The organism is Thermoflexus hugenholtzii JAD2 (assembly GCF_900187885.1).
GTDB classification, from domain to species: Bacteria; Chloroflexota; Anaerolineae; order Thermoflexales; family Thermoflexaceae; genus Thermoflexus; species Thermoflexus hugenholtzii.
On sequence record NZ_FYEK01000022.1, the window covers coordinates 60,001 to 77,477 of the forward strand.

Sequence of the window (17,477 nt, forward strand, 5' to 3'; positions counted from 1 at the left end):
GCTGGAGTGGGTGGCCCTGGCCATCGTAATCCTAGCCCTGCTGGGCGCGGTGGCCGCCTATCTCCGCAGTAACCCTGATCTCGTGGGCGGGGCGGTGGCGGAGGCTATCCGCTCGTTCTTCAACCGGCTCTCCGAGACCTTTGGCCCGATCCTCTCGCCCTTCTTCCCGTTCCCCCCGATCCCCCCGACGGCTTGAAGGGGCTATGTTGCGAGCCATCCGCTGGGGGCTGGTGATCAGCGGGCTGGGGGCCATCGCCCTGTCCGTCGTCCTCGAGAAGCGGGTCGGGGCCCTGGGGCTGCTTGGGCTGCTGGCCCTTTCTCTGGCCCTGAACCTCTGGCTCCTCCCCCGGGCCCTGGGGCGCGCCTTCGGGAGCTGGCGGCCGCGGCTGCCCCGGCCCGCTCCGCCGCCGGGCCTGGGGGCGACGATCGGGGAGCGGGTGGGGGAAACCGCCCGGACCCTCGTCCGGGCCCTGGAGGGGCCGCCGCCGACGATCGCCTCGGAGGCTCCGGTGGCCTTCCGGTGCCCCACCTGCGGCCGTCGGCTGGCGCGAGGGGAAGCCCGATGCGCCGGGTGTGGTCAGCCGGCCCGGTTCCGGTGCCCTTACTGCGCCCGGGAAGTGGACCCCGGTTGGCGGGGCTGCCCCGCCTGCGGGGCCGCCCTCCCTGCCGCCTGGGAGGGGAGGTGATCCGCGGCATCCGATCGCCGGATTTCGGGCCCAAGGCTCTGTAGGGCGAATGCCTCCGGGAGCGGCTTTCGCCGCGACCCTTTGTTCGGATTGAGGGGAAGGGGTTTGGGGCTGAAGGCCCTCCTGCACCGTAGGAGGCCGCCATGCGACGAGGAGCGCTGTGGATCGCGATCGGATCCATGCTGATCCTCCTGGCTCTGGGCGGCCTCGGCCTGGGGGGATGGTTCGCAGTTCGCGCCGGACGGGCGGGGGATCTGGAGACGGCGCTGATCGGGGGATGTGGAGGAGGGCTGGCGGTCCTCTTCCTGCTGTTCCTCGGGGTCGGGTTCGTGTCGGAGGGGCTCACCCGCATGGCCGCCACGGTGCATGTCGACGTCGAGCCCCGCGCGGCCCGCCTGGGGGAGACCCTCGCGGTTCAGATCGCCGTGGAGGCCCATCGCCCCCTGGTCGCCGGCCCCATCCGCCTCCGGCTGATGACGAAGGAATTCATGGCCTTCTGGGTGTGGGACTGGTTCCGTAAAACCCGCCGGCGGAAGGAGGAGCGGGAGCAGACGCGGGTGGTCCAGGAGATCCGGATCGCCGGCCGTGTCGAGCTCCTCCCCGGGCTTCCCCAGCGCTACATGGCCGCCCTCACCATCCCGATCGATGGGATGGCCTCGTTCCGGCGGGAGGAGCGAGGCCGCCTCGGCACCGACGTCCACGCCTTCGAATGGTGGGTGGAGCTGGAGGTCGGGCTGCAGGGGTGGCCGGACGCGTATGAGAAGATCCCGCTCTCCGTCCGGCCCGTCCGGGTATCGCCGGCCCCGGAGGCCCCGGCGGCGGAGCCTGTTTCGGACCTTCCATCCTCGGACCCTCTGCGGATCACTCTGGCCGCATGGTCTTTCCCGGTAGGCTCCGCCCTGCGGGGATGGGTCCGCTGGGAGGGCGAGGCGCGGCAGCGGGTGCACGTGGAGGCCGGCTACCGGATCCTCGCCGAGGGGCGGAACTGGACGACCCTCATTGGCCGCGCCGTTTATGAGCTTGAGCCCGGCCAGGAGGAAGCGTTCGCCTTTGAGATCCCTTCCGATGGCCCGATCACTTGCTCCGGCGATCTTTATGACATCCGGTGGTTCGTCCGGGGGATTGCGGACCGTCCCCTTGCCCCGGATCTCTCGGCCGAGGTCGCCGCGCGGGTGGTTCCGGGTTCCATGTAGGGCAACCGCTTGCGGTTACCTGATCCGATAGGAGGACGTGGATGCGGGGACGCACGGTTCTGATCGGCGGTCTAACGCTGGCCTTCGTCGCCCTGTGCGCCTGCGCCGTTCTGGGCGGCGGGTTCCTGGCTTACCGGTTCCTGCCGCGCCTGCTCTCGCCTACTCCGACTTCGGAGATCCGAACGCCCACGGCGCGCCCGCCGGCCTCCCCCACTTCCCTCCCGAGGCCAACGGCCACGGCCACGCTGCCCTCCCCGCCGGATGGGGAGGCCCCTGCCCTGCCGCTCCGGGTGGCCATCCCGGTGGAGGGGGTCGTCGCCATCGCCCCGGCCCCCGATGGACGTCTATCGCTGTTTACGGCAAACGGCCAGACCGGGTTTCTGGATCCCCGGACCGGGGAGATTGCGGAGGGGCCCACCGCCCCGTCGAGGGTGGAGGAGCTGGTCTTCTCCCCGGACGGCGAGGCCTTCGCCCTGCGGACTGCCTCCGAGATCCGCCTGTGGGATATCCCCGGGGCGCGGACCCGTTTCACGTTGGCGTTAGAGGAGGAGGTGCGCCGCATCGCCTTCTCCCCCCAGGGCACCCTGTTGCTGGTCGGGGGCACGGACACCTTGAGCGGCTACTTCGTGGAGACGGGGCGGCGGGCCTTCGCCTTCGATCTCTATGACGCGGCGGATCAGTTCGTCATGACGCCTGACGAGCGGCTGATCTTCCAGATGACCGATCGGGCCTCTGACCTCGAGGTGTGGGACGCTTACACGGGGGAGTGGTGGGGCTCCCTCGAGTTCGAACCCCTCACCGCCATCGCCCTCTCGCCGGACGGCCGGCTGCTCGTCGCGGCGGAGAACGAGATGCGCCCGATGGAGGAAGGCTACGAGGCGCCTTTCCCGGCCCGCATCGCCCTCTGGGCGATCACCATCCGGCCCGAGCAGCAGGAGGTGGAGCTGCGCCTCGCTCAGGAACTCGACTTGGTCCCCGAACTCGAGTATGGGAAGTTCCCCCTCCCCTTGAAAGCGCTGGCCTTCACCCCGGACGGCCGGCGGATCGTCGGGCTGGCGGACTGGGTGGGGGAGGGGGACACGAACGGCCGGCTCTACGTCTGGGACGCCGGGAGCGGGCGGATGATCGGACGGGCGATCCTCCCGCCGCGCCCCTTACGGATCGCCTTAATGGAGGAGGGGCGGTCGATGGCCATCCTCATCGGCTATATGACGGGCGTTGAGGTTCGCATCTACGAGATCCCGGGGCGTTGATTCGAGGGAGGGAAGATGTGGTCCGCGTGGATGGAGCTGCGCCGGACGGCGGCGGACGCCGTCCGTGTGTTCATCCTGGGCCCCCAGTGGAGCGGCGTCGGCCTGCTGGCCGACCTCCTCCGCATGGGGACACGGGGGTGGGCCTGGGTCCTGTTGCTGCTCGCCACCCTGGGGACGGCCTTCGTCTTCACCCTCCCGGGGGCGGCCCCGCAGGCCCGGGAGGGGTTGGCCCATCCGGCCGGGACCGGGCTGCTCACGCTGTGGATGGCCTTCCTCTGGACCTTGCTGACGGCGACGGCGGGGGATCTGCCGGCGGCCTTCCGGCTGCCAGTCGCGATCTACGGCCTGTTCTACTTCGGCCTGCCGCTGCTCAGCGCCGCCGCCCCCCATCTGGTGCTTATACCCACGCTGGCCCTTCTGCTGTTCGAGCGGACCCATCCCCGCTCCGCCCTGGCGGGCTGGCCCGGGCGGCTCCTGTGGGCGCTGGCCCTGGCCCAGTTCCCGCCCCATCCGATCCGCCCCTTCTTGCTCAGTCTGGGGGTCAAGGCGCTGCTGGGGATCGGGCTGATGAGCCTTCCCTTCTGGCCCTCGGTGCGGATCTCTCGGATGGCGCGGGGGGGCCTGCTGGCCCTGGGCCTGACGATCCCCTATCTGGCCGCCTGGGGGAGCGGGCCGGCGGCCACCGGCGAGGGGATCCGGCAGATGCTCGCCGGGGTGTGGGGTCTGAGCGTCCCGGTCTGGCTCTGGCTGGGGGCCAATCTGGTCGAGGAGGGGGGACGCCTGGGCCATTTCTGGAGCCGCCGGATGGAGCTCCTGCACGCCCGCCCTCGCCTCTTCGGGGCCCTTCCCTTCCTGGCCCTGGCCCTGGGCGCACTGGCCCTGCCGGCTTTCTGGCCGGAGCTGGGGATGGCGCTGCTGGCACCCCTGGGACCGTGGGGTCCCCTCGCGCTGTATCAAGGGGTCTGGCATACCCTTCGAGACTGGCCTCTGGACGCCTATCTGGCGGGCCGGACGGCCGTCGGGGTCCTGTTCGTCCTGGGGCTGGCCGGCCTTGGGATGCGGCGGCGGATGGAGCCGGTGGCCTTCGGCCAGCGGTATGTCGCCCTCCTCATCGGCGCGGTGGCCTTTCTCTTCGCCTTCTACCAGGCGTTCTTCGAGGTTGTGGACCTGGAGCTGCCTCAGCAGTGGTGGCCGCTGCTTCTGGTGATGGTGGCCTGGACATGGGAGCCGTTGAAGGGCCTGCAGGAGCTGCGGGAGGAAGCGGAGGATCTGCTGGAGTGGATCCTCGCGGCCGGGCTGCTGTTGCTCACCGCCGTCATGGCCCGGCAGCTCGAGGATCCAGAGGGGCTGGTCCGGAACACCGCCCTGTGGCCGCTGCTGGGGGCGATGGCCTGGGGCTTCCCCTACCTGCTGTTCACCGCCCTGCAGGCCGCCCGGGGCGTGGAGGGAGAAGGGACTGTCTCCCCGGTTCGCCCCTTCCTGTTGGGCTATGGCCTGATGCTCCCGTTGGCCTCTCTGCTCCCCCTGGAGGACCGCTATCTGCCCCCGCTGGCCTTCTGGCTGGGGAGCCTGCTGCTCCCGCCGCCGGAGGGTTCGCGGATCGATCGCTGGATGCACGGGGCGTGGATCGGGTTGGGGGCGGTGGCCTTCCAGGTGGTGCCCTGGATCCTGCCCCTGCCGGTCCTTCCGTGGGCGGGGGAGTGGCTGGAGCGCCTCTACCACCGGACCCCCCTGGAGTTCCTGAGCGCGGTCTATTTCATCCGGGCGGCGGGGGCGCTGCTCGCGGCCCTTCCCCTGGCGATCCGAACGGGCCCCGGATGGCGCGGGCGGATCGGCGGGATCCTCGGCGCGCTGCTGTGGGGGCTCTGGTCCGTCCGTGCGCCCTGAGGCCGCATCCTTCTGTTCACAGCCTGTTCACGGGGGCGGAGGAAGATAAGGCCCGAGGGGCTGGGAGATCCGGATCTCACGCCGGGAGGCTTCGATGGCTGGGATCGAACCGATGTCGCATCGGCGGCTCGTGCGCGTCTACGTGGTCCAGGTCTTCCAGGATCCCGATGGGGCGATCTACGGCCGGGTGACGGAGCCGGCCACCATGCGCCAGTGGGTCTTCCGGGACCTCGCGGATCTGCCGGGCATCCTGGGGCAAGGGGTGGAAGGCCTCTCGGAAACGCCTCCGGGGAAGTGACCCAGTGGTGGCTCCGCCGCCGAAGGGAGCTCGCCGATTGGAAGGGGGCCATCGTCCGGGCGGCTCGATGGACGGCGCGCCGCAAGCGCCGCCGGACGAGGCTCCCGATGCGTTCAGAGCCGTAAGCCCTTAAGAACTGCCTTTGGGGCAAGCAAGCGCGAGAATTTTACGTGGTGATCCGAACGGGATGAAGACGGGTATTATGTGGGGGAGGTTCCCCAACTGCGAGCCTGCTATCGCCAGGGGCGAACGCTGGAGGAGCTGTTGGAAAATATTCGAGAAGTTATTCAGATGTGTCTGGAGGAAGGCAAGGAGCCAAGCACGGAGTTCATCGGTTTACAAGGGTAGTCATCGAGGGAAGGGCTTCTGGGTAGGACATAAACAACCGGAGGCGACCTTCTGCTTTCGTTGGCCGGCGGAGGGCCGCCTCCGGCGTTCATTCGGGAGAGGAGGGTGTTGCGCCTCCTTATCCGGTGCCGGCGGGACCAACGGCCTGACGCAGCGCTTCCCGCAGGCGCTGGATCTCCGGCTCCCAGCGGGCCTCCCCCAGGGCGATCCGCTGGTGCTTGCGGAAGGCCAGCTCCGTCGCCAGGGCGTAGATCCACCCCAGCCGTCGGAAGGTATCCATATCCCCTCGCAGCAGCGCCCCCCAGCGCATGCCGATCCGTCCGAGGATCGAGGCGGATTGCCGGTAGAGGGCCTCCGGCAGCACCCCTGCCTCCACCTCCTCCCGCAGATACTGCCGCAGCCAGCGCCGCTCCCGGGTGAGTCCGTAGAGGGCGATGGCGAAGATCAGCAGCGCCCCCGCCCAATCGAAGGGAACCCAGAGCAGGCAGACCAGCGGGGACTGAGTGGCTTCGGTCAGGGTGGCCACGGCGTTGTGCAGGGCGTGGAAGGCCATGGCCCCGCCCAGGCCCAGGACGGGGGCGGTCAGGCGGACCAGGGCCGAGGTCGACAGCCGGGCGGCGGCGAACCCCAGGCCGGTGAGGGCGGTGAAGGCCGCGTGGTTCAGGCCGAAGAGGAAGGCCCGAGCGATGAAGTTGCCGAACATCCCCCCCAGCCCGCCCGCAGAGGCCGCGCCCAGAAAATAGAAGACGTTTTCTGTGGCGGCGAAGCCGAAGCCCACCAGGGAGCCGTAGAGGAAGCCGTCGTAGAGGCTGTCGATCTCCCGGCGGTAGAGCAAAAAGAGCAAAAAAACGAAAAGCCCCTTGAAGAGCTCCTCCGTGAAGGGCGCGACGAGGATGGCGCTCATGGCGCCTCCCGCGCTCTGCCCCAGCGCGGCCTGGAAGACGGCGACGGCCGGGACCTGGGCACACAGGGAAAGCAAGACCGTAGGGACGCTGCCCCACAGGAAGGCGGCGGCGATCAGCCAGAGGGGCTCCTTCTCGAAGCGGTCGAACCACCAGGCGAAGGCCGCATAGAGGATCATCGGCCCGAAGGCCAGCACGGGCGCCAGACACAGGGCGATGAGCGGGAATCCTCCCTGGCTCTCCATATCACTTTCTCCCGGTAAAGGATGAACCGGTCGCTTACTCCGTCAGGCGGCGCAGGAGCTCGCGCAGGCGCTGGATCTCGCTTTCCCAGCGGGCCTCGCCCAGGGCGGCCTGCTGGTGCTTGCGGAAGGCCAGCTCAGCGGCGAGCTGGAGCTGCTGTCCGCGCCGCCGCCAGGCCGCCGTGTCGCCCCGGAGGAGCGGACCCCACCGATAGGTCAGCCAGCCCCCCGGCGAACGGAGGACCTCATACAGGGCCGTCGGGAGAACGCCCGTGGAGACCTCCTCCGCCAGGTAGCGGGCGATCCAGGTCCGCTCCCGGCCCATCCCGTAGATCACGATGCCGATCAGCAGCAGGACGCCCAGGGCGTTGATCAGGGCCCGCACACCGGCCAGACCCGGGTTCCAGAGGGTGGGCACGATGGCCAGCTCCCGCAGGCTGTGGAAGGCGATGGCGGCCACGAGGCCCAGGAGGGGCCATGCCGGCCGCGTCGGGCTCCGGCTCAGTCGGCCCGCCGCCAGCCCCAGGCCGATCCATCCCGTAAAGAAGGCGTGGGCCAAGCCCAGCACCAGCGTCCGCCCGAAAGCCCCCTCCAGGCTCCAGCCCCGGGCCGGCGCCCCCACGATAGTGTCCGCAGCGGCGAAGGCGAAGCCGGTCAGGGCCCCGTAGAGGAAGCCGTCGTAGAGGCTGTCGATCTCCCGGGCATACAGGAGGAAGAACCCGGCCAGGAAGAGGGCTTTGATCACCTCCTCCAGGGCTGGCAACATGAGGGCGTTCCCCCAGGTCCCCGCCCACAGCGGATCGAACAGGGCCGCGCCCCCGGCGAGGGCCAGCGGCCGCAGCAGGGTCACCGCCATCATGGCCAGACTGCCCCAGAGGGTGGCGGCCCCCATCAGGGTTAGCGGCTCCTTCTCATAGCGGTCGAACCACCATAACAGCCCTGCGAACAGGACGGTAGGGATCAGCGCCCCGACCATCGCGATCCCCAGCGCTGCGATCATCTCCACCTCCTTGATCCCGGCGGATTTGGAAAAAGAGACCCAGAGCTCAGCCCGTCGGATTGAACTTCGCGGGCCCCACGCCCTCAGCGCGCCTGGTAAGTGAACACATACAGGTAGGTATAGTTCCCGCTGTCGACGATGTAGCCGGCGAACTTGAGGGTGCCGTCCTCCCGATACGCCTCGAAGGCCAGGCTCCCGCTGCTATGGCTGTAGTAGCCGGGCTCGTTCACGATGCCGTCCTGGTCAAAGTCCATGTCGATCAGCGCATACTGGAACGGCGTGTAGATCGGCTGGGCGCCCTGGGAGGTGACCAGGATCCCCTGGAAACTCTGAACCCCAGGGAAGAAGGGGCACGGGAAGAGGGTGTAACCGGGTTGGTCCACCAGGGAACAGTCCCGCTGAACCCGGATGGTTGCGAAGGGGAACTGGATGCCGATGGTCCCATCCCCCAGCGCTTGCACCCGGATCGCAGAGCCTGTTCCGGAGGTGAGGGGGCGGCACTGGTTGGCGTTCACGTCACAGGTGTATCCGCCGGTCTGAACCAGCGTGAAGCCGCCTCCGGTCGTCCCCCCGGACGGTTCGCCTCCCGAGGGCATCCCGGTGGTCCCGCCGGGCGCAGGCCCCACTGGCCCCCCGGGGCCTCCCTGGGGTCCGCCTCCGGTCGGGCCTCCTCCCATCGGTCCACCTCCCCCGGGCCCGCCGCCCGGGATGCCGGGCGTGCCCACCGGACGGACGACGGGGGTAGCTGGCCGAACCGGCTGCTGGCCCTGCCCGCGGCTCAACGCGGCGACGCCCAGCGCGCACATGCCCAAGCCGATGAGGGCCAGCCCGAGCAGCAGCAGCCCCGCGCATCCCCCGCCTACCACCAATGGAAGCCGGCTTCCGGAAGATCCGGATGGCCCTATGTTCGACATCGCGCCCTCCTCTCGGAAAGTCAGTGGGATCCCCTCTTACTCGAAGCAAAGAGTAAGCGGGGGTTGCGAACAACCTGTGAACATGGAGCAGGGAAGGCAGACCGGGGCTTAAATCGGCTCACCCCGGCGGAGCCGTTCGGCCAGCCAGCGGGTGAGGGGGGAGGGAGGGGCTTGGAGCTCCCCCCGGAGGGCTTCCACTGCCTCCTCGTAAACGCGGAGGGCGCGGGCCCGCTGCCCCAGGCGGGACCAGGCCCGCATCAGGACCTGATAGCCTTCCTCCAGCCAGGGGGCCTCTTCGACGGCGCGCTCCGCCCAGCGGAGGGCCTCCGCGGGCTCCTGGAGGACCAGCGCGTCCTCCGCCAGGGCCTGGGCGGCTTCGGTGCGCAGCGACCGCCAGCGCTCCTGGTGGGGGATCAGCCAGGCATCATACGACACCTCGGGCAGCAACAGAGGCCATTCCTCCAGGCGCGCCGCCAGCGCCGCCCAGGCCTCTCGATGCATTGGGCGCGCCGCCAAGGCCCGGCGGATCTCGGCTTCCATTTGCTCTACATCTACCCTCACAACGTTGTGGGGATCGAAGCGCAAAGTCTCCCCTGCGCTGGCGAAATAGCGGAAGGGACCCTTGGAGCGCATGGCCGGCTCCAGGACCTGGTGCAGCCAGGAGAAGAGCCGGCGGAAGATCTCCTCCGCATTTTCGGGATCCCGCTCGGGCCACAAATCTTCCAGGATGCGCTCCCGGGAGAGCCACTGACGCCGGTGGAGGGCAAAGTATTGCAGGAGGCGGGCGACAGCGGGCCGGGGCCATACGGATTCCGGAAGAAGTTGTCCGCCCCGCCGGACCTCGAAGCGACCCAGGAGCCGGATCTCCAAGGGGGGCGGGGGGAGAGATTCGAGGGCCTGCAGCGCCGCGGTCAGGGCTTGATGGACCCGAGGATGGCGCTCCCGGCGGAGGGCGTCTTGCAGGAGGGGCATGGCGGCCTCCTCCCCGGTGGCGGCCAGGGCTTGGGCTGCGACCCGACGCACGTTCTCGCGGGGATGCCGAAGCAAGGCCCCGAGTTCCACAAGGGGCCTTAGACGGCCCAGCGCCCGGATGGCCTCCGCCTCGTGGATCCCCTCCTGCAGACAAAGCAGCCAGAAGGCGGTCCCCAGCTCCGGATCCTGGGCGGAGAGCCGGTCCTCCTGCCGGATCTGACGAAGGGCGGCGTGGAGGTGGCGGCGCCAGCGGGGATCCCCGGCGGCGTAAGCCTGGAGGGCCCGCAGGGCCCGCAGCCGGAGGAAGGCCGCGCCGGCCCGGGCGGCGATCAGGGCTCCCACGGCCGGGTGGGATTCCGCCCGCCCCAGCGCCCAGGCGGCTAAATCCCGCTCCAGGGCCACCAGGCCTCGGGCAAGGGGGGCCCCTTCCAGGCGCGGCAGGGCCTGCTCGGCGATCCGGAGGGCTTCCTCCGGCTGGCCCTGCCGGCGGGCCTGCCAGGCCTGCGCCTGGGCGAGGGCCCCCACCCGCTCGGGATGCCCACGGGCCAGATCCCCGGCCCGGGCGAGGGCCTGCGCGGCGGCGTCCCATCGTTTCTGGCCGATGGCCCCCATCGCCCGGCACCACCAGAACCAGAAGTCGTTGCTGGCCTGGCCTTCCTCCACCTCGCGGGCCAGGGCCTCGATCTCCCGAAGGATCCCTTCCAGCTCCGCCCAGGCTCCGGTTTCTACCGCGAGCAGCGCCCAGCCCATCCGATGGGTGATCTGCTGGGCGGGCCGCTCCGCGTAATACGGGGCGTTGGCGGAAAGCAGCGCCCGGGCCGCCTCGAAGCGCCCCGCAGGGATCTCCACGCCCACCGCCTGATTGTGGCGGAGGAATACCGGGTAGTGGGGATCCCCCAGCGCCTCTGCCAGGGCCATCGCCTCCTGATAGAGGCGCCGGGCTTCGCGCAGACGGCCCAGGCCGGTGCAGGCGTCGGCGGCGGTTTTGAGCAGCCGCATGCGCAGGTCCGGGGAGCGCGCCTGCCCCAGCCCCTGCATGCTCCAGGCCAGGCTCTCCCCGAAGCGGCCCTCGATGTAGAGCGCGGAGGCCAGCATCAGCGAGGCCTGATCCCGCAACGCCGGATCGCCCTGTTGCTCCGCCCAGGCCAGCACCTCCCGGAGGAGGGCGCGGCCTTCCTCCCAGTGGCCGCCCCGATGAAGCTCCTTGCCCAGGCGGAGCATGAGATCTGGCGCCTCCCGGCGCGCGGGCTCGGGGAGGGCCAGCACCCAGCGCCGGAACGTCCGCCGCCGCCCTCGATCCCAGATGAAGGCGTCCGGCAGGGCCCGCAGCAGCCGGACCGCTTCGGCGTCCAGCCCGCCGGCCAGGGCGTGCTCGATGGCCATCTCTATGTCGCCCTGGGCTTCGAACCAGGCGACGGCGCGGGCGAAAAGGGGCGGGAGCGGCTCCGGGATGTGCCGGAGCAGGAACTCCCGGAACAGCTCGTGGTAGCGCCAGCGATCCGGGGATCCGGCGGACTCCAGGAACAGCCGGCGCCGCTGGACCTCCTGCAGCAGGCGGGGCAGCTGGGGCAGGAGATCCGAACGATCTTCCAGGAGGGCGTCGGCCAGGGCTCCGTTGAACCACAGCGGGATCGCAGTGCGGAACAGGAAGGCGCGCAGCGGCTCGGGGAGGGTTCGGATCAACGAGCGGGCCAGCTCCTCAAAAAGCCGATCCTGGGCCTCCGGCCACCGCTCCGGGAGAGGGCGGTCGACGTCAGGCTGGGCGAGCAGGGCGATGGCCATGGGCCAGCCCCGGGTCCGGCGGTGCACCTGGGCGGCCGTCCCGGGGTCCACCCCGAGGGCCGCCGCCACCTCGTCGACGGAGAAGGCCAGCTCTGCCTCCGTCAGCCATGTTTGCGGAAACGGGCCTCCGCCCAGCGGCTCCGGGATCCACCGCCCGGCAACCACCCAGCGTTCCGGGGTCCGGGCGATGGCCGTTTGCAACACACCCAGCGCCTCCGGGCCGTCGGCGAGGAGATGGACGTCGTCCAGGAGCCGAATGCGGGCTCCCTGAAGGGGCGCAAGGACTTCCCGGAGGCAATCCGGGTCGATGGCGGATGGCATGAGGCCCAGATAGCGGCTGCCGGGGAGATGGAGTTCCAGGGAGCGCAGGAGCGTGCTCTTGCCGTAGCCGGGCGGCGCGGCGATCCACACCGTCCCCTGTTGCAACCCCTCCTGAACCCGCTGAATGAGCTGCGGGCGGATCCGGAAGATCGCGGGAGCTCTGCCCGCTTCCATCCCTGGGCCCCTCCAGGGTCAACGAATTGTCGGAGCGGCTTCCGCAGCGAACCTCGCGTCATCGAAGGCCGAGATTTGGGGCGAAAGCCCCTCCTACAAAAAGACTGATGTTGATGGTTACCTGAATTATACCACCGCCCCAGGGCCGCCGGAGGAAACGCGCCCGCGCATTTTCAGTTTCCCGGATTGGGCGCGCCTGGATGATCCCATTCAGAGGCGGAAGGCCATGGGAAGGGATGGAAGGGAGTCTGACAGGGCGGTCCGAAGGCGTATTCGACGGTGCGCCCCCGGAGGTCCGCGATCACAGACCAGAGGGTAGAGAACCCGGGGCGATGCCCGCAGACGGGTGCCTCGTGATCGCTTAAAGCCCTGAGGAGGCGCTCCCGGGGCGGGCCATCCCCGGTTGCGATGTGTTCCGTTAGCCGTTCCTTCCGCCGCATGGAGAACCGCAGATCCCGACGGCCCTGATAGGGCCGCAGCGCCGGATGCTCATAGTGGTTCGTCACCGTCAGGATCCCGTTCTCTGGGAGGCGCACCGCCGCGCAGAGCGGATGGATCTCCACAGCGAACCCCTCATAGGGATCGGCGACCAGGAGGTTTAGGGGGAGCATATGAGGGATCCGCAGCGCGAGCTCGGCGGCCTCCCCGGCCGAGCGGCAGCGCTCGAGCAGGATGCGGGGGATCAGGTGGAAGGGGATCCCGGGCCGGGGAGGCGGCTCGTCGGCCATCACGGCGTGCAGGGAGACGAAGAGGCCGGCCTCGTTGACCCCGTCGTAACGGCCACCGGGGACGCTGCCCATCATCCCCAGGGAGGCCAGGCCCCCCTCCGGGCGCAGCCCCACCAGGTCCCGCCGGCGCTGGATCGGCCGGAAATCGTAATTGCGCCCTACCCACGCGCCCGCAGGCTCCCACACGGCCACGGCGGAGCAGGCGAAGGGACGGGCGCGCATGGAGGTCCGGCAGACCTGCTGCCAGAGGAGTCGGGGGTCCATCCCCTGGGCGGCGGCGTAACCTTCGTATTCCTCGATCAAGGGGGGATGCCAGCGGGCCACCAGCCGGCGGCAGGCCTCGGCCAGCTCGGGATCCGGAGGCGGCGGCCACCAGGGCGGGCGATGAAAAGGCGGATCCAGGCGGCCCAGCTGCGCGCCGATCTCCCGCGGGGTCCCGGCCAGCATCCGCACCCGGTAAGGCGCCGGGGGGAACAGTTCGGGCATCGCGTTCCTCGCTTCGCCTACGCCCGGCCCTGCGCGGCGCGCTCCTGATGGAGGGCGTATAGCGCTTCCAGGCCCAGCAGGTAGCTGCGCCAGCCGAAGCCCTGGATCACCCCCTTACAGACCGGGGCGATCACCGAGAGCCGGCGCCATTCCTCCCGGGCGTGGACGTTGGAGAGATGAACCTCCACAGCGGGCAGGTTCACGGCGGCCAGGGCCTCCCGCAAGGCGTAGCCGTAGATGTGCAGAGCGCCGGGGTTGATGAGAATGGCGTCCGCCCAGCCTCGGGCCTGGTGGATGGCGTCGATTAAGACCCCCTCGTGGTTGGACTGGATGATGCGCAGGGTGACGCCGTGGGCGGCCGCCCATTCCTCCAGCCGGGCGTTGATCTCCTCCAAGGTCATCGTCCCGTAAATGTGGGGCTCCCGCGTCCCCAGCAGGTTGAGGTTGGGCCCATGCAGCACCAGCACGTTCATGGGAGAAAGCCTCCTGCGGATCGGATGATGGCCTGACTGCTCCGGGCGGTGGAAGTTGCCGAACCCGTTCGCTCTGCGTTATCGTTATTTTCCGGTGACCGCCTGCCCGGCGGCGGGCTTTCGCGCTGATGGAAATCGGCCTTCTCGGGCGCTTCGCACCGGGCGTCGGCGCAGGCCGACCGTCGGCCGAAGGCCTCCCGAGGTCAAATTCATTCGACGCAAAAGGCTTTCGCGCCGATGAAGGGCCCGGGCGGACAGCCGGAGTCGGCCGGCAGGCCCTATTCTCAGCCGGAATCTGCGAATCGGCCAAATGCGAGGGGAGGTGGCGGATGGAGGGGGAGATGTTCGCGGTGATCCTGGCGGGGGGCAGCGGCACCCGGCTGTGGCCGCTGAGCCGGCAGAGCCGCCCCAAGCAGATGCTGCGGCTCCTGGGGGAGCGGACGATGTTCCAGCTGACGGTCGATCGCCTGCTCCCCATGTTCAAGCCGGAGCAGATCCTCGTGGTGACCGGTCGGGAGCACGTCGAAGAGCTCATGCAGCAGGCCCCGGAGATCCCCCGGGAGAACTTCCTGGTGGAGCCGGTGGGCCGCAACACCGCCCCGGCCATCGGGCTGGCGGCCCTGCATCTGCGCCGCCGCGATCCCCGGGCCCGCATGGCGGTGTTGCCCGCGGATCACTACATCCGGGACGAGGCCCGCTTCCGCGCCGTCCTCCGGGCGGCCTTCCAGGTCGCCGAGAGAGGGTTCCTGGTCACCCTGGGCATCCGCCCCACCTATCCGGCCACGGGGTTCGGTTACATCGAACGCGGGGAGCTCCTGGGGCGGTTCGGGGGCTTCCTGGCTTACCGAGTGCGGGCCTTCCGGGAGAAGCCGGACCTGGCCACGGCGGAGCGCTTCGTCGCCGATGGGCACCACTCCTGGAACAGCGGGATGTTCATCTGGCGCGTGGACCGCATCCTGGAGGAAATCGCACGTCACATGCCGGAGCTGGCCGCCGGGCTGCAGGAGCTGGAGGAGACCCTGGGGACGCCGGAGGAGGCGGCGGCCCTGGGCCGAATCTGGCCGGGGATGCCCAACACGAGCATCGATTACGGGGTGATGGAGAAGGCTCAGGAGGTCGCCGTCATCCCCGCCGAGTTCGGCTGGAACGACATCGGCAGCTGGGCCGCCCTGCTCGATATCCTGGCCAGCGACGATCAGAGCAACGTGGTCCTGGGTGCGGAGCACCTGGGGCTGGACACCTCGGGCTCGCTGATCTTCGGTAACGGCCGCCTGGTGGCCACCCTGGGTGTCCGGGATCTGATCATCGTCGACACCGATGATGTCCTCCTGGTCTGCCATCGCGAGCGTGCCCAGGATGTGCGCCTCCTGGTGGAGGCGCTGAAGCGCGAGGGGCGCCAGGAGTATCTGTAACGGTTTCGCGCCGATGGAAATCGGCCTTCTGAGGCGCTGGCGCGCCGGGCGTCGGCCCTCGCCGACGCAAAGAAGGCTCTCCGGTCGGCGCAGGCCGACCATCGGCCGGAGGCCTTCTCGGGCCGAATTCATCCGGCCCGCCAGGCCGACCGTCGGCCGAAGGCCTTCGAAGGTCGAATTCATTCGACGGGAGGGAGTCAGGATGGCGGAGAAAGGGACGCGGCTGGTCATCGTGGAATCCCCGGCCAAGGCCCGCACCGTGGGCCGCATCCTGGGCCGGGGCTTCACCGTGAAGGCTTCCATCGGGCACGTGCGGGATCTCCTCAAATCCCAGCTGGCGGTGGACATCGAGAACAACTTCAAGCCCACCTACCGCGTGCCCAAAGAGAAACAGGCGGTGGTGCGGGAGCTGCGACAGGCGGTCAAAGAGGCTGAGGAGGTCTACCTGGCCACTGACCCGGACCGGGAAGGGGAGGCCATCGCCTGGCACCTGACCGAGGTGGCGGACATCCCAGCCTCCAAGCTCCGCCGCGTCGTCTTCCATGAGATCACCGAGCCGGCGATCCGGGAGGCCTTCGCCCATCCCCGCGGCATCGACATGCAGCTGGTCCACGCCCAACAGGCCCGGCGCATCCTGGACCGGCTGGTGGGCTACAAGCTGAGCCCCCTGCTTTGGGAGAAGGTCCGCGGCCGCCTCTCCGCCGGCCGGGTCCAGTCGGTGGCGCTGCGGCTGATCGTGGAGCGGGAGCGGGAGATCCAGGCCTTCGTCCCCGAGGAATACTGGACCATCGCCGTGGAGCTCTCCAAACTGGACGACGAGCGCGCTTTCCGCGCCCGGCTGGTCCGCTATCTGGGTGCCGAGCCCGACCTCAAGAACGAGGAGCAGGTGCGCCCGCTGGTGGCGGAGCTGGAGGACGCCCTTTACGTCGTGGTCAGCGTCAAGAAGGGGGAGCGGCGGCGGCGGCCGGCGGCGCCCTTCACCACCAGCACGATGCAGCAGGAGGCCTCCCGCCGCCTGGGCTTCACCGCCCGCCGCACCATGGCCGTGGCCCAGCAGCTCTATGAGGGCCTGCCCCTGGGCGAGGAAGGCTCCGTGGGCCTCATCACCTATATGCGCACGGACTCCACGAACGTCTCCCCCCTGGCCCAGGAGGAGGCGCGGCGCTTCATCGCCCAGGCCTACGGGGAACACCTGCTGCCGCCGGAGCCTCCGGTCTACAAGACCCGGGCCCGCATCGCCCAGGAGGCCCACGAGGCCATCCGGCCCACCTCCGTGTTCCGGACACCGGAATCGGTGAAGCCCTACCTGGACCGCGATCAGTATCGCCTCTACGAGCTGATCTGGAAGCGCTTCATCGCCAGCCAGATGGCCCCCGCCATCCTGGACACGATGACTGTGGAGATCGTGGCCGTGCCCCGCGCCCTGATCGCCGACGGGGAGATCCCCCTGGAGGCCCTGGAGAACCCCCGCTATCTCTTCCGGGCCACCGGCTCCGCCATCCGCTTCCCCGGCTTCCTGGTGGTCTACGAGGAGGCCCGGGAGGAGGACGTCAAGCCGGAGGAGGAGGAAGAGGGCGGCGGGCTGTTGCCGCCCCTGGAGCCCAACGAGCGGCTGCGGCTGTGGCGGGTGCTCCCGGAGCAGCATTTCACCCAGCCGCCGCCCCGCTACACGGAGGCCTCGTTGATCAAGACCCTGGAGGAGCTGGGCATCGGCCGGCCCAGCACCTATGCCCCCATCCTCTCCACCCTCTTCCAGCGGGGCTATGTGGAGCGGGTGGACAAGCGCCTGGTCCCCACCCCCCTGGGGATCACCGTCACCGACCTGCTGGTCCAGCACTTCCCTGACATCATGGACGTCAACTTCACGGCCCGGATGGAGGAGGACCTAGACCGCATCGCTGCCGGGGAGGAGGATTGGGTGGAGGTGTTGCGGCGCTTCTACGGGCCTTTCGAGCAGCGGCTCCAGGAGGCCCTGGCCAGGATCCAGAAGGTCTCCCTGGACCATGAGGTCCTGGACGAGCAGTGCCCGGAGTGCGGCGCCCCGCTGCAAATCCGCTACGGACGGTTCGGGAAGTTCGTCGGGTGCACCCGCTTCCCGGAGTGCCGCTACACCCGGCCTTTCTTCAACAAGCTGGGGGTGCCATGTCCACAGTGCGGCGGGGAACTGCTGGAGAAGAAGAGCAAGCGGGGGCGCACCTTTTACGGCTGCAGCAACTGGCCGACCTGCAACTTCACCACCTGGAAGCGCCCCCTGACCGCTCGATGCCCGCATTGCGGCGGCCTCCTGGTCCAGGACGATCGGGAGAACGCCCGCTGCCTCAAATGCGAGGCCGTCGTGCCGCTGGCGGAGCTGGAGCTGGAGGAAGCCGGGGAAGGCGCGTAGGGAAGGTCACTTGCGGGCAGGGA

The 17,477-nt window shown here is 69.7% G+C and carries 14 protein-coding genes and 1 pseudogene (1 of these 15 running past the window's edge); 9 read left to right on the forward strand and 6 right to left on the reverse strand.

Annotation, left to right across the window (positions count from 1 at the left end; all coding sequences use genetic code 11):
- From CFB18_RS05395 to CFB18_RS16500, 7 genes and pseudogenes are all read left to right on the forward strand, one after another.
- Positions 1 to 196 carry the 3' portion of a hypothetical protein gene (locus CFB18_RS05395; protein ID WP_088570782.1) on the forward strand. Its footprint begins 95 nt before the window's first position, so the window shows 196 of its 291 coding nt (coding positions 96–291); the start codon falls outside the window, past its left edge; its stop codon occupies positions 194 to 196.
- 7 nt (positions 197 to 203) lie between these two features.
- Entirely contained in the window at positions 204 to 686 is a 483-nt protein-coding gene (locus CFB18_RS05400; RefSeq protein ID WP_088570783.1) for a zinc ribbon domain-containing protein, read from the forward strand.
- Between the two features lie 143 nt (positions 687 to 829).
- Complete coding sequence (locus CFB18_RS05405; protein ID WP_088570784.1) at positions 830 to 1,879, forward strand: hypothetical protein; 1,050 nt, start codon at positions 830 to 832, stop codon at positions 1,877 to 1,879.
- 41 nt (positions 1,880 to 1,920) lie between these two features.
- Positions 1,921 to 3,132: a WD40 repeat domain-containing protein gene (locus CFB18_RS05410; protein ID WP_088570785.1), complete on the forward strand. Its 1,212-nt coding sequence runs from the start codon at positions 1,921 to 1,923 to the stop codon at positions 3,130 to 3,132.
- A gap of 15 nt (positions 3,133 to 3,147) precedes the next feature.
- A complete protein-coding gene (locus CFB18_RS05415; RefSeq protein ID WP_088570786.1) occupies positions 3,148 to 5,019 on the forward strand; it encodes a hypothetical protein in 1,872 nt (623 codons plus the stop codon).
- Positions 5,020 to 5,113: 94 nt separating this feature from the next.
- Entirely contained in the window at positions 5,114 to 5,317 is a 204-nt protein-coding gene (locus tag CFB18_RS05420; RefSeq protein WP_088570787.1) for a hypothetical protein, read from the forward strand.
- Between the two features lie 170 nt (positions 5,318 to 5,487).
- Positions 5,488 to 5,665: pseudogene (locus tag CFB18_RS16500) on the forward strand (type II toxin-antitoxin system HicB family antitoxin).
- Positions 5,666 to 5,783: 118 nt separating this feature from the next.
- On the opposite strand, the gene CFB18_RS05425 reads toward CFB18_RS16500, so the two are convergent.
- From CFB18_RS05425 to aroQ, 6 genes are all read right to left on the reverse strand, one after another.
- The gene (locus CFB18_RS05425; RefSeq protein ID WP_088570788.1) at positions 5,784 to 6,812 is read right to left on the reverse strand and encodes a PrsW family intramembrane metalloprotease; all 1,029 of its coding nucleotides are present in this window, start codon (positions 6,810 to 6,812) and stop codon (positions 5,784 to 5,786) included.
- A 34-nt stretch (positions 6,813 to 6,846) separates the two neighbouring features.
- On the reverse strand, positions 6,847 to 7,809 hold the full coding sequence (locus CFB18_RS05430; RefSeq protein ID WP_088570789.1) for a PrsW family intramembrane metalloprotease: 963 nt from the start codon (positions 7,807 to 7,809) through the stop codon (positions 6,847 to 6,849).
- An 83-nt stretch (positions 7,810 to 7,892) separates the two neighbouring features.
- Positions 7,893 to 8,723, reverse strand: a complete 831-nt coding sequence (locus CFB18_RS15580) for a hypothetical protein (RefSeq protein ID WP_088570790.1) — start codon at positions 8,721 to 8,723, stop codon at positions 7,893 to 7,895.
- 108 nt (positions 8,724 to 8,831) lie between these two features.
- A complete protein-coding gene (locus tag CFB18_RS05440; RefSeq protein WP_088570791.1) occupies positions 8,832 to 11,972 on the reverse strand; it encodes an AfsR/SARP family transcriptional regulator in 3,141 nt (1,046 codons plus the stop codon).
- Positions 11,973 to 12,145: 173 nt separating this feature from the next.
- Positions 12,146 to 13,186, reverse strand: a complete 1,041-nt coding sequence (locus CFB18_RS05445) for a C45 family autoproteolytic acyltransferase/hydrolase (protein ID WP_088570792.1) — start codon at positions 13,184 to 13,186, stop codon at positions 12,146 to 12,148.
- A gap of 17 nt (positions 13,187 to 13,203) precedes the next feature.
- Positions 13,204 to 13,659: a type II 3-dehydroquinate dehydratase gene (aroQ, locus tag CFB18_RS05450; protein WP_088570793.1), complete on the reverse strand. Its 456-nt coding sequence runs from the start codon at positions 13,657 to 13,659 to the stop codon at positions 13,204 to 13,206.
- A 329-nt stretch (positions 13,660 to 13,988) separates the two neighbouring features.
- Between aroQ and CFB18_RS05455 the strand changes: the two genes are divergently transcribed.
- Positions 13,989 to 15,071, forward strand: coding sequence for a mannose-1-phosphate guanylyltransferase (locus tag CFB18_RS05455; RefSeq protein ID WP_200808095.1), 1,083 nt, complete (start codon positions 13,989 to 13,991; stop codon positions 15,069 to 15,071).
- Positions 15,072 to 15,273: 202 nt separating this feature from the next.
- Complete coding sequence (gene topA / locus CFB18_RS05460) at positions 15,274 to 17,454, forward strand: type I DNA topoisomerase (protein WP_088570794.1); 2,181 nt, start codon at positions 15,274 to 15,276, stop codon at positions 17,452 to 17,454.
- Positions 17,455 to 17,477 lie beyond the last annotated feature (23 nt).

Excerpts from the sequence above, each read along its gene's own strand:
- CFB18_RS05400 (WP_088570783.1), top strand. The coding sequence starts at position 204 with ATGTTGCGAGCCATCCGCTGGGGGCTGGTGATCAGCGGGCTGGGGGCC.
- CFB18_RS05405 (WP_088570784.1), top strand. The coding sequence starts at position 830 with ATGCGACGAGGAGCGCTGTGGATCGCGATCGGATCCATGCTGATCCTC.
- CFB18_RS05410 (WP_088570785.1), top strand. The coding sequence starts at position 1,921 with ATGCGGGGACGCACGGTTCTGATCGGCGGTCTAACGCTGGCCTTCGTC.
- CFB18_RS05415 (WP_088570786.1), top strand. The coding sequence starts at position 3,148 with ATGTGGTCCGCGTGGATGGAGCTGCGCCGGACGGCGGCGGACGCCGTC.
- CFB18_RS05420 (WP_088570787.1), top strand. The coding sequence starts at position 5,114 with ATGGCTGGGATCGAACCGATGTCGCATCGGCGGCTCGTGCGCGTCTAC.
- CFB18_RS05425 (WP_088570788.1), bottom strand. The coding sequence starts at position 6,812 with ATGGAGAGCCAGGGAGGATTCCCGCTCATCGCCCTGTGTCTGGCGCCC.
- CFB18_RS05430 (WP_088570789.1), bottom strand. The coding sequence starts at position 7,809 with ATGATCGCAGCGCTGGGGATCGCGATGGTCGGGGCGCTGATCCCTACC.
- CFB18_RS15580 (WP_088570790.1), bottom strand. The coding sequence starts at position 8,723 with ATGTCGAACATAGGGCCATCCGGATCTTCCGGAAGCCGGCTTCCATTG.
- CFB18_RS05440 (WP_088570791.1), bottom strand. The coding sequence starts at position 11,972 with ATGGAAGCGGGCAGAGCTCCCGCGATCTTCCGGATCCGCCCGCAGCTC.
- CFB18_RS05445 (WP_088570792.1), bottom strand. The coding sequence starts at position 13,186 with ATGCCCGAACTGTTCCCCCCGGCGCCTTACCGGGTGCGGATGCTGGCC.
- aroQ (WP_088570793.1), bottom strand. The coding sequence starts at position 13,659 with ATGAACGTGCTGGTGCTGCATGGGCCCAACCTCAACCTGCTGGGGACG.
- CFB18_RS05455 (WP_200808095.1), top strand. The coding sequence starts at position 13,989 with ATGGAGGGGGAGATGTTCGCGGTGATCCTGGCGGGGGGCAGCGGCACC.
- topA (WP_088570794.1), top strand. The coding sequence starts at position 15,274 with ATGGCGGAGAAAGGGACGCGGCTGGTCATCGTGGAATCCCCGGCCAAG.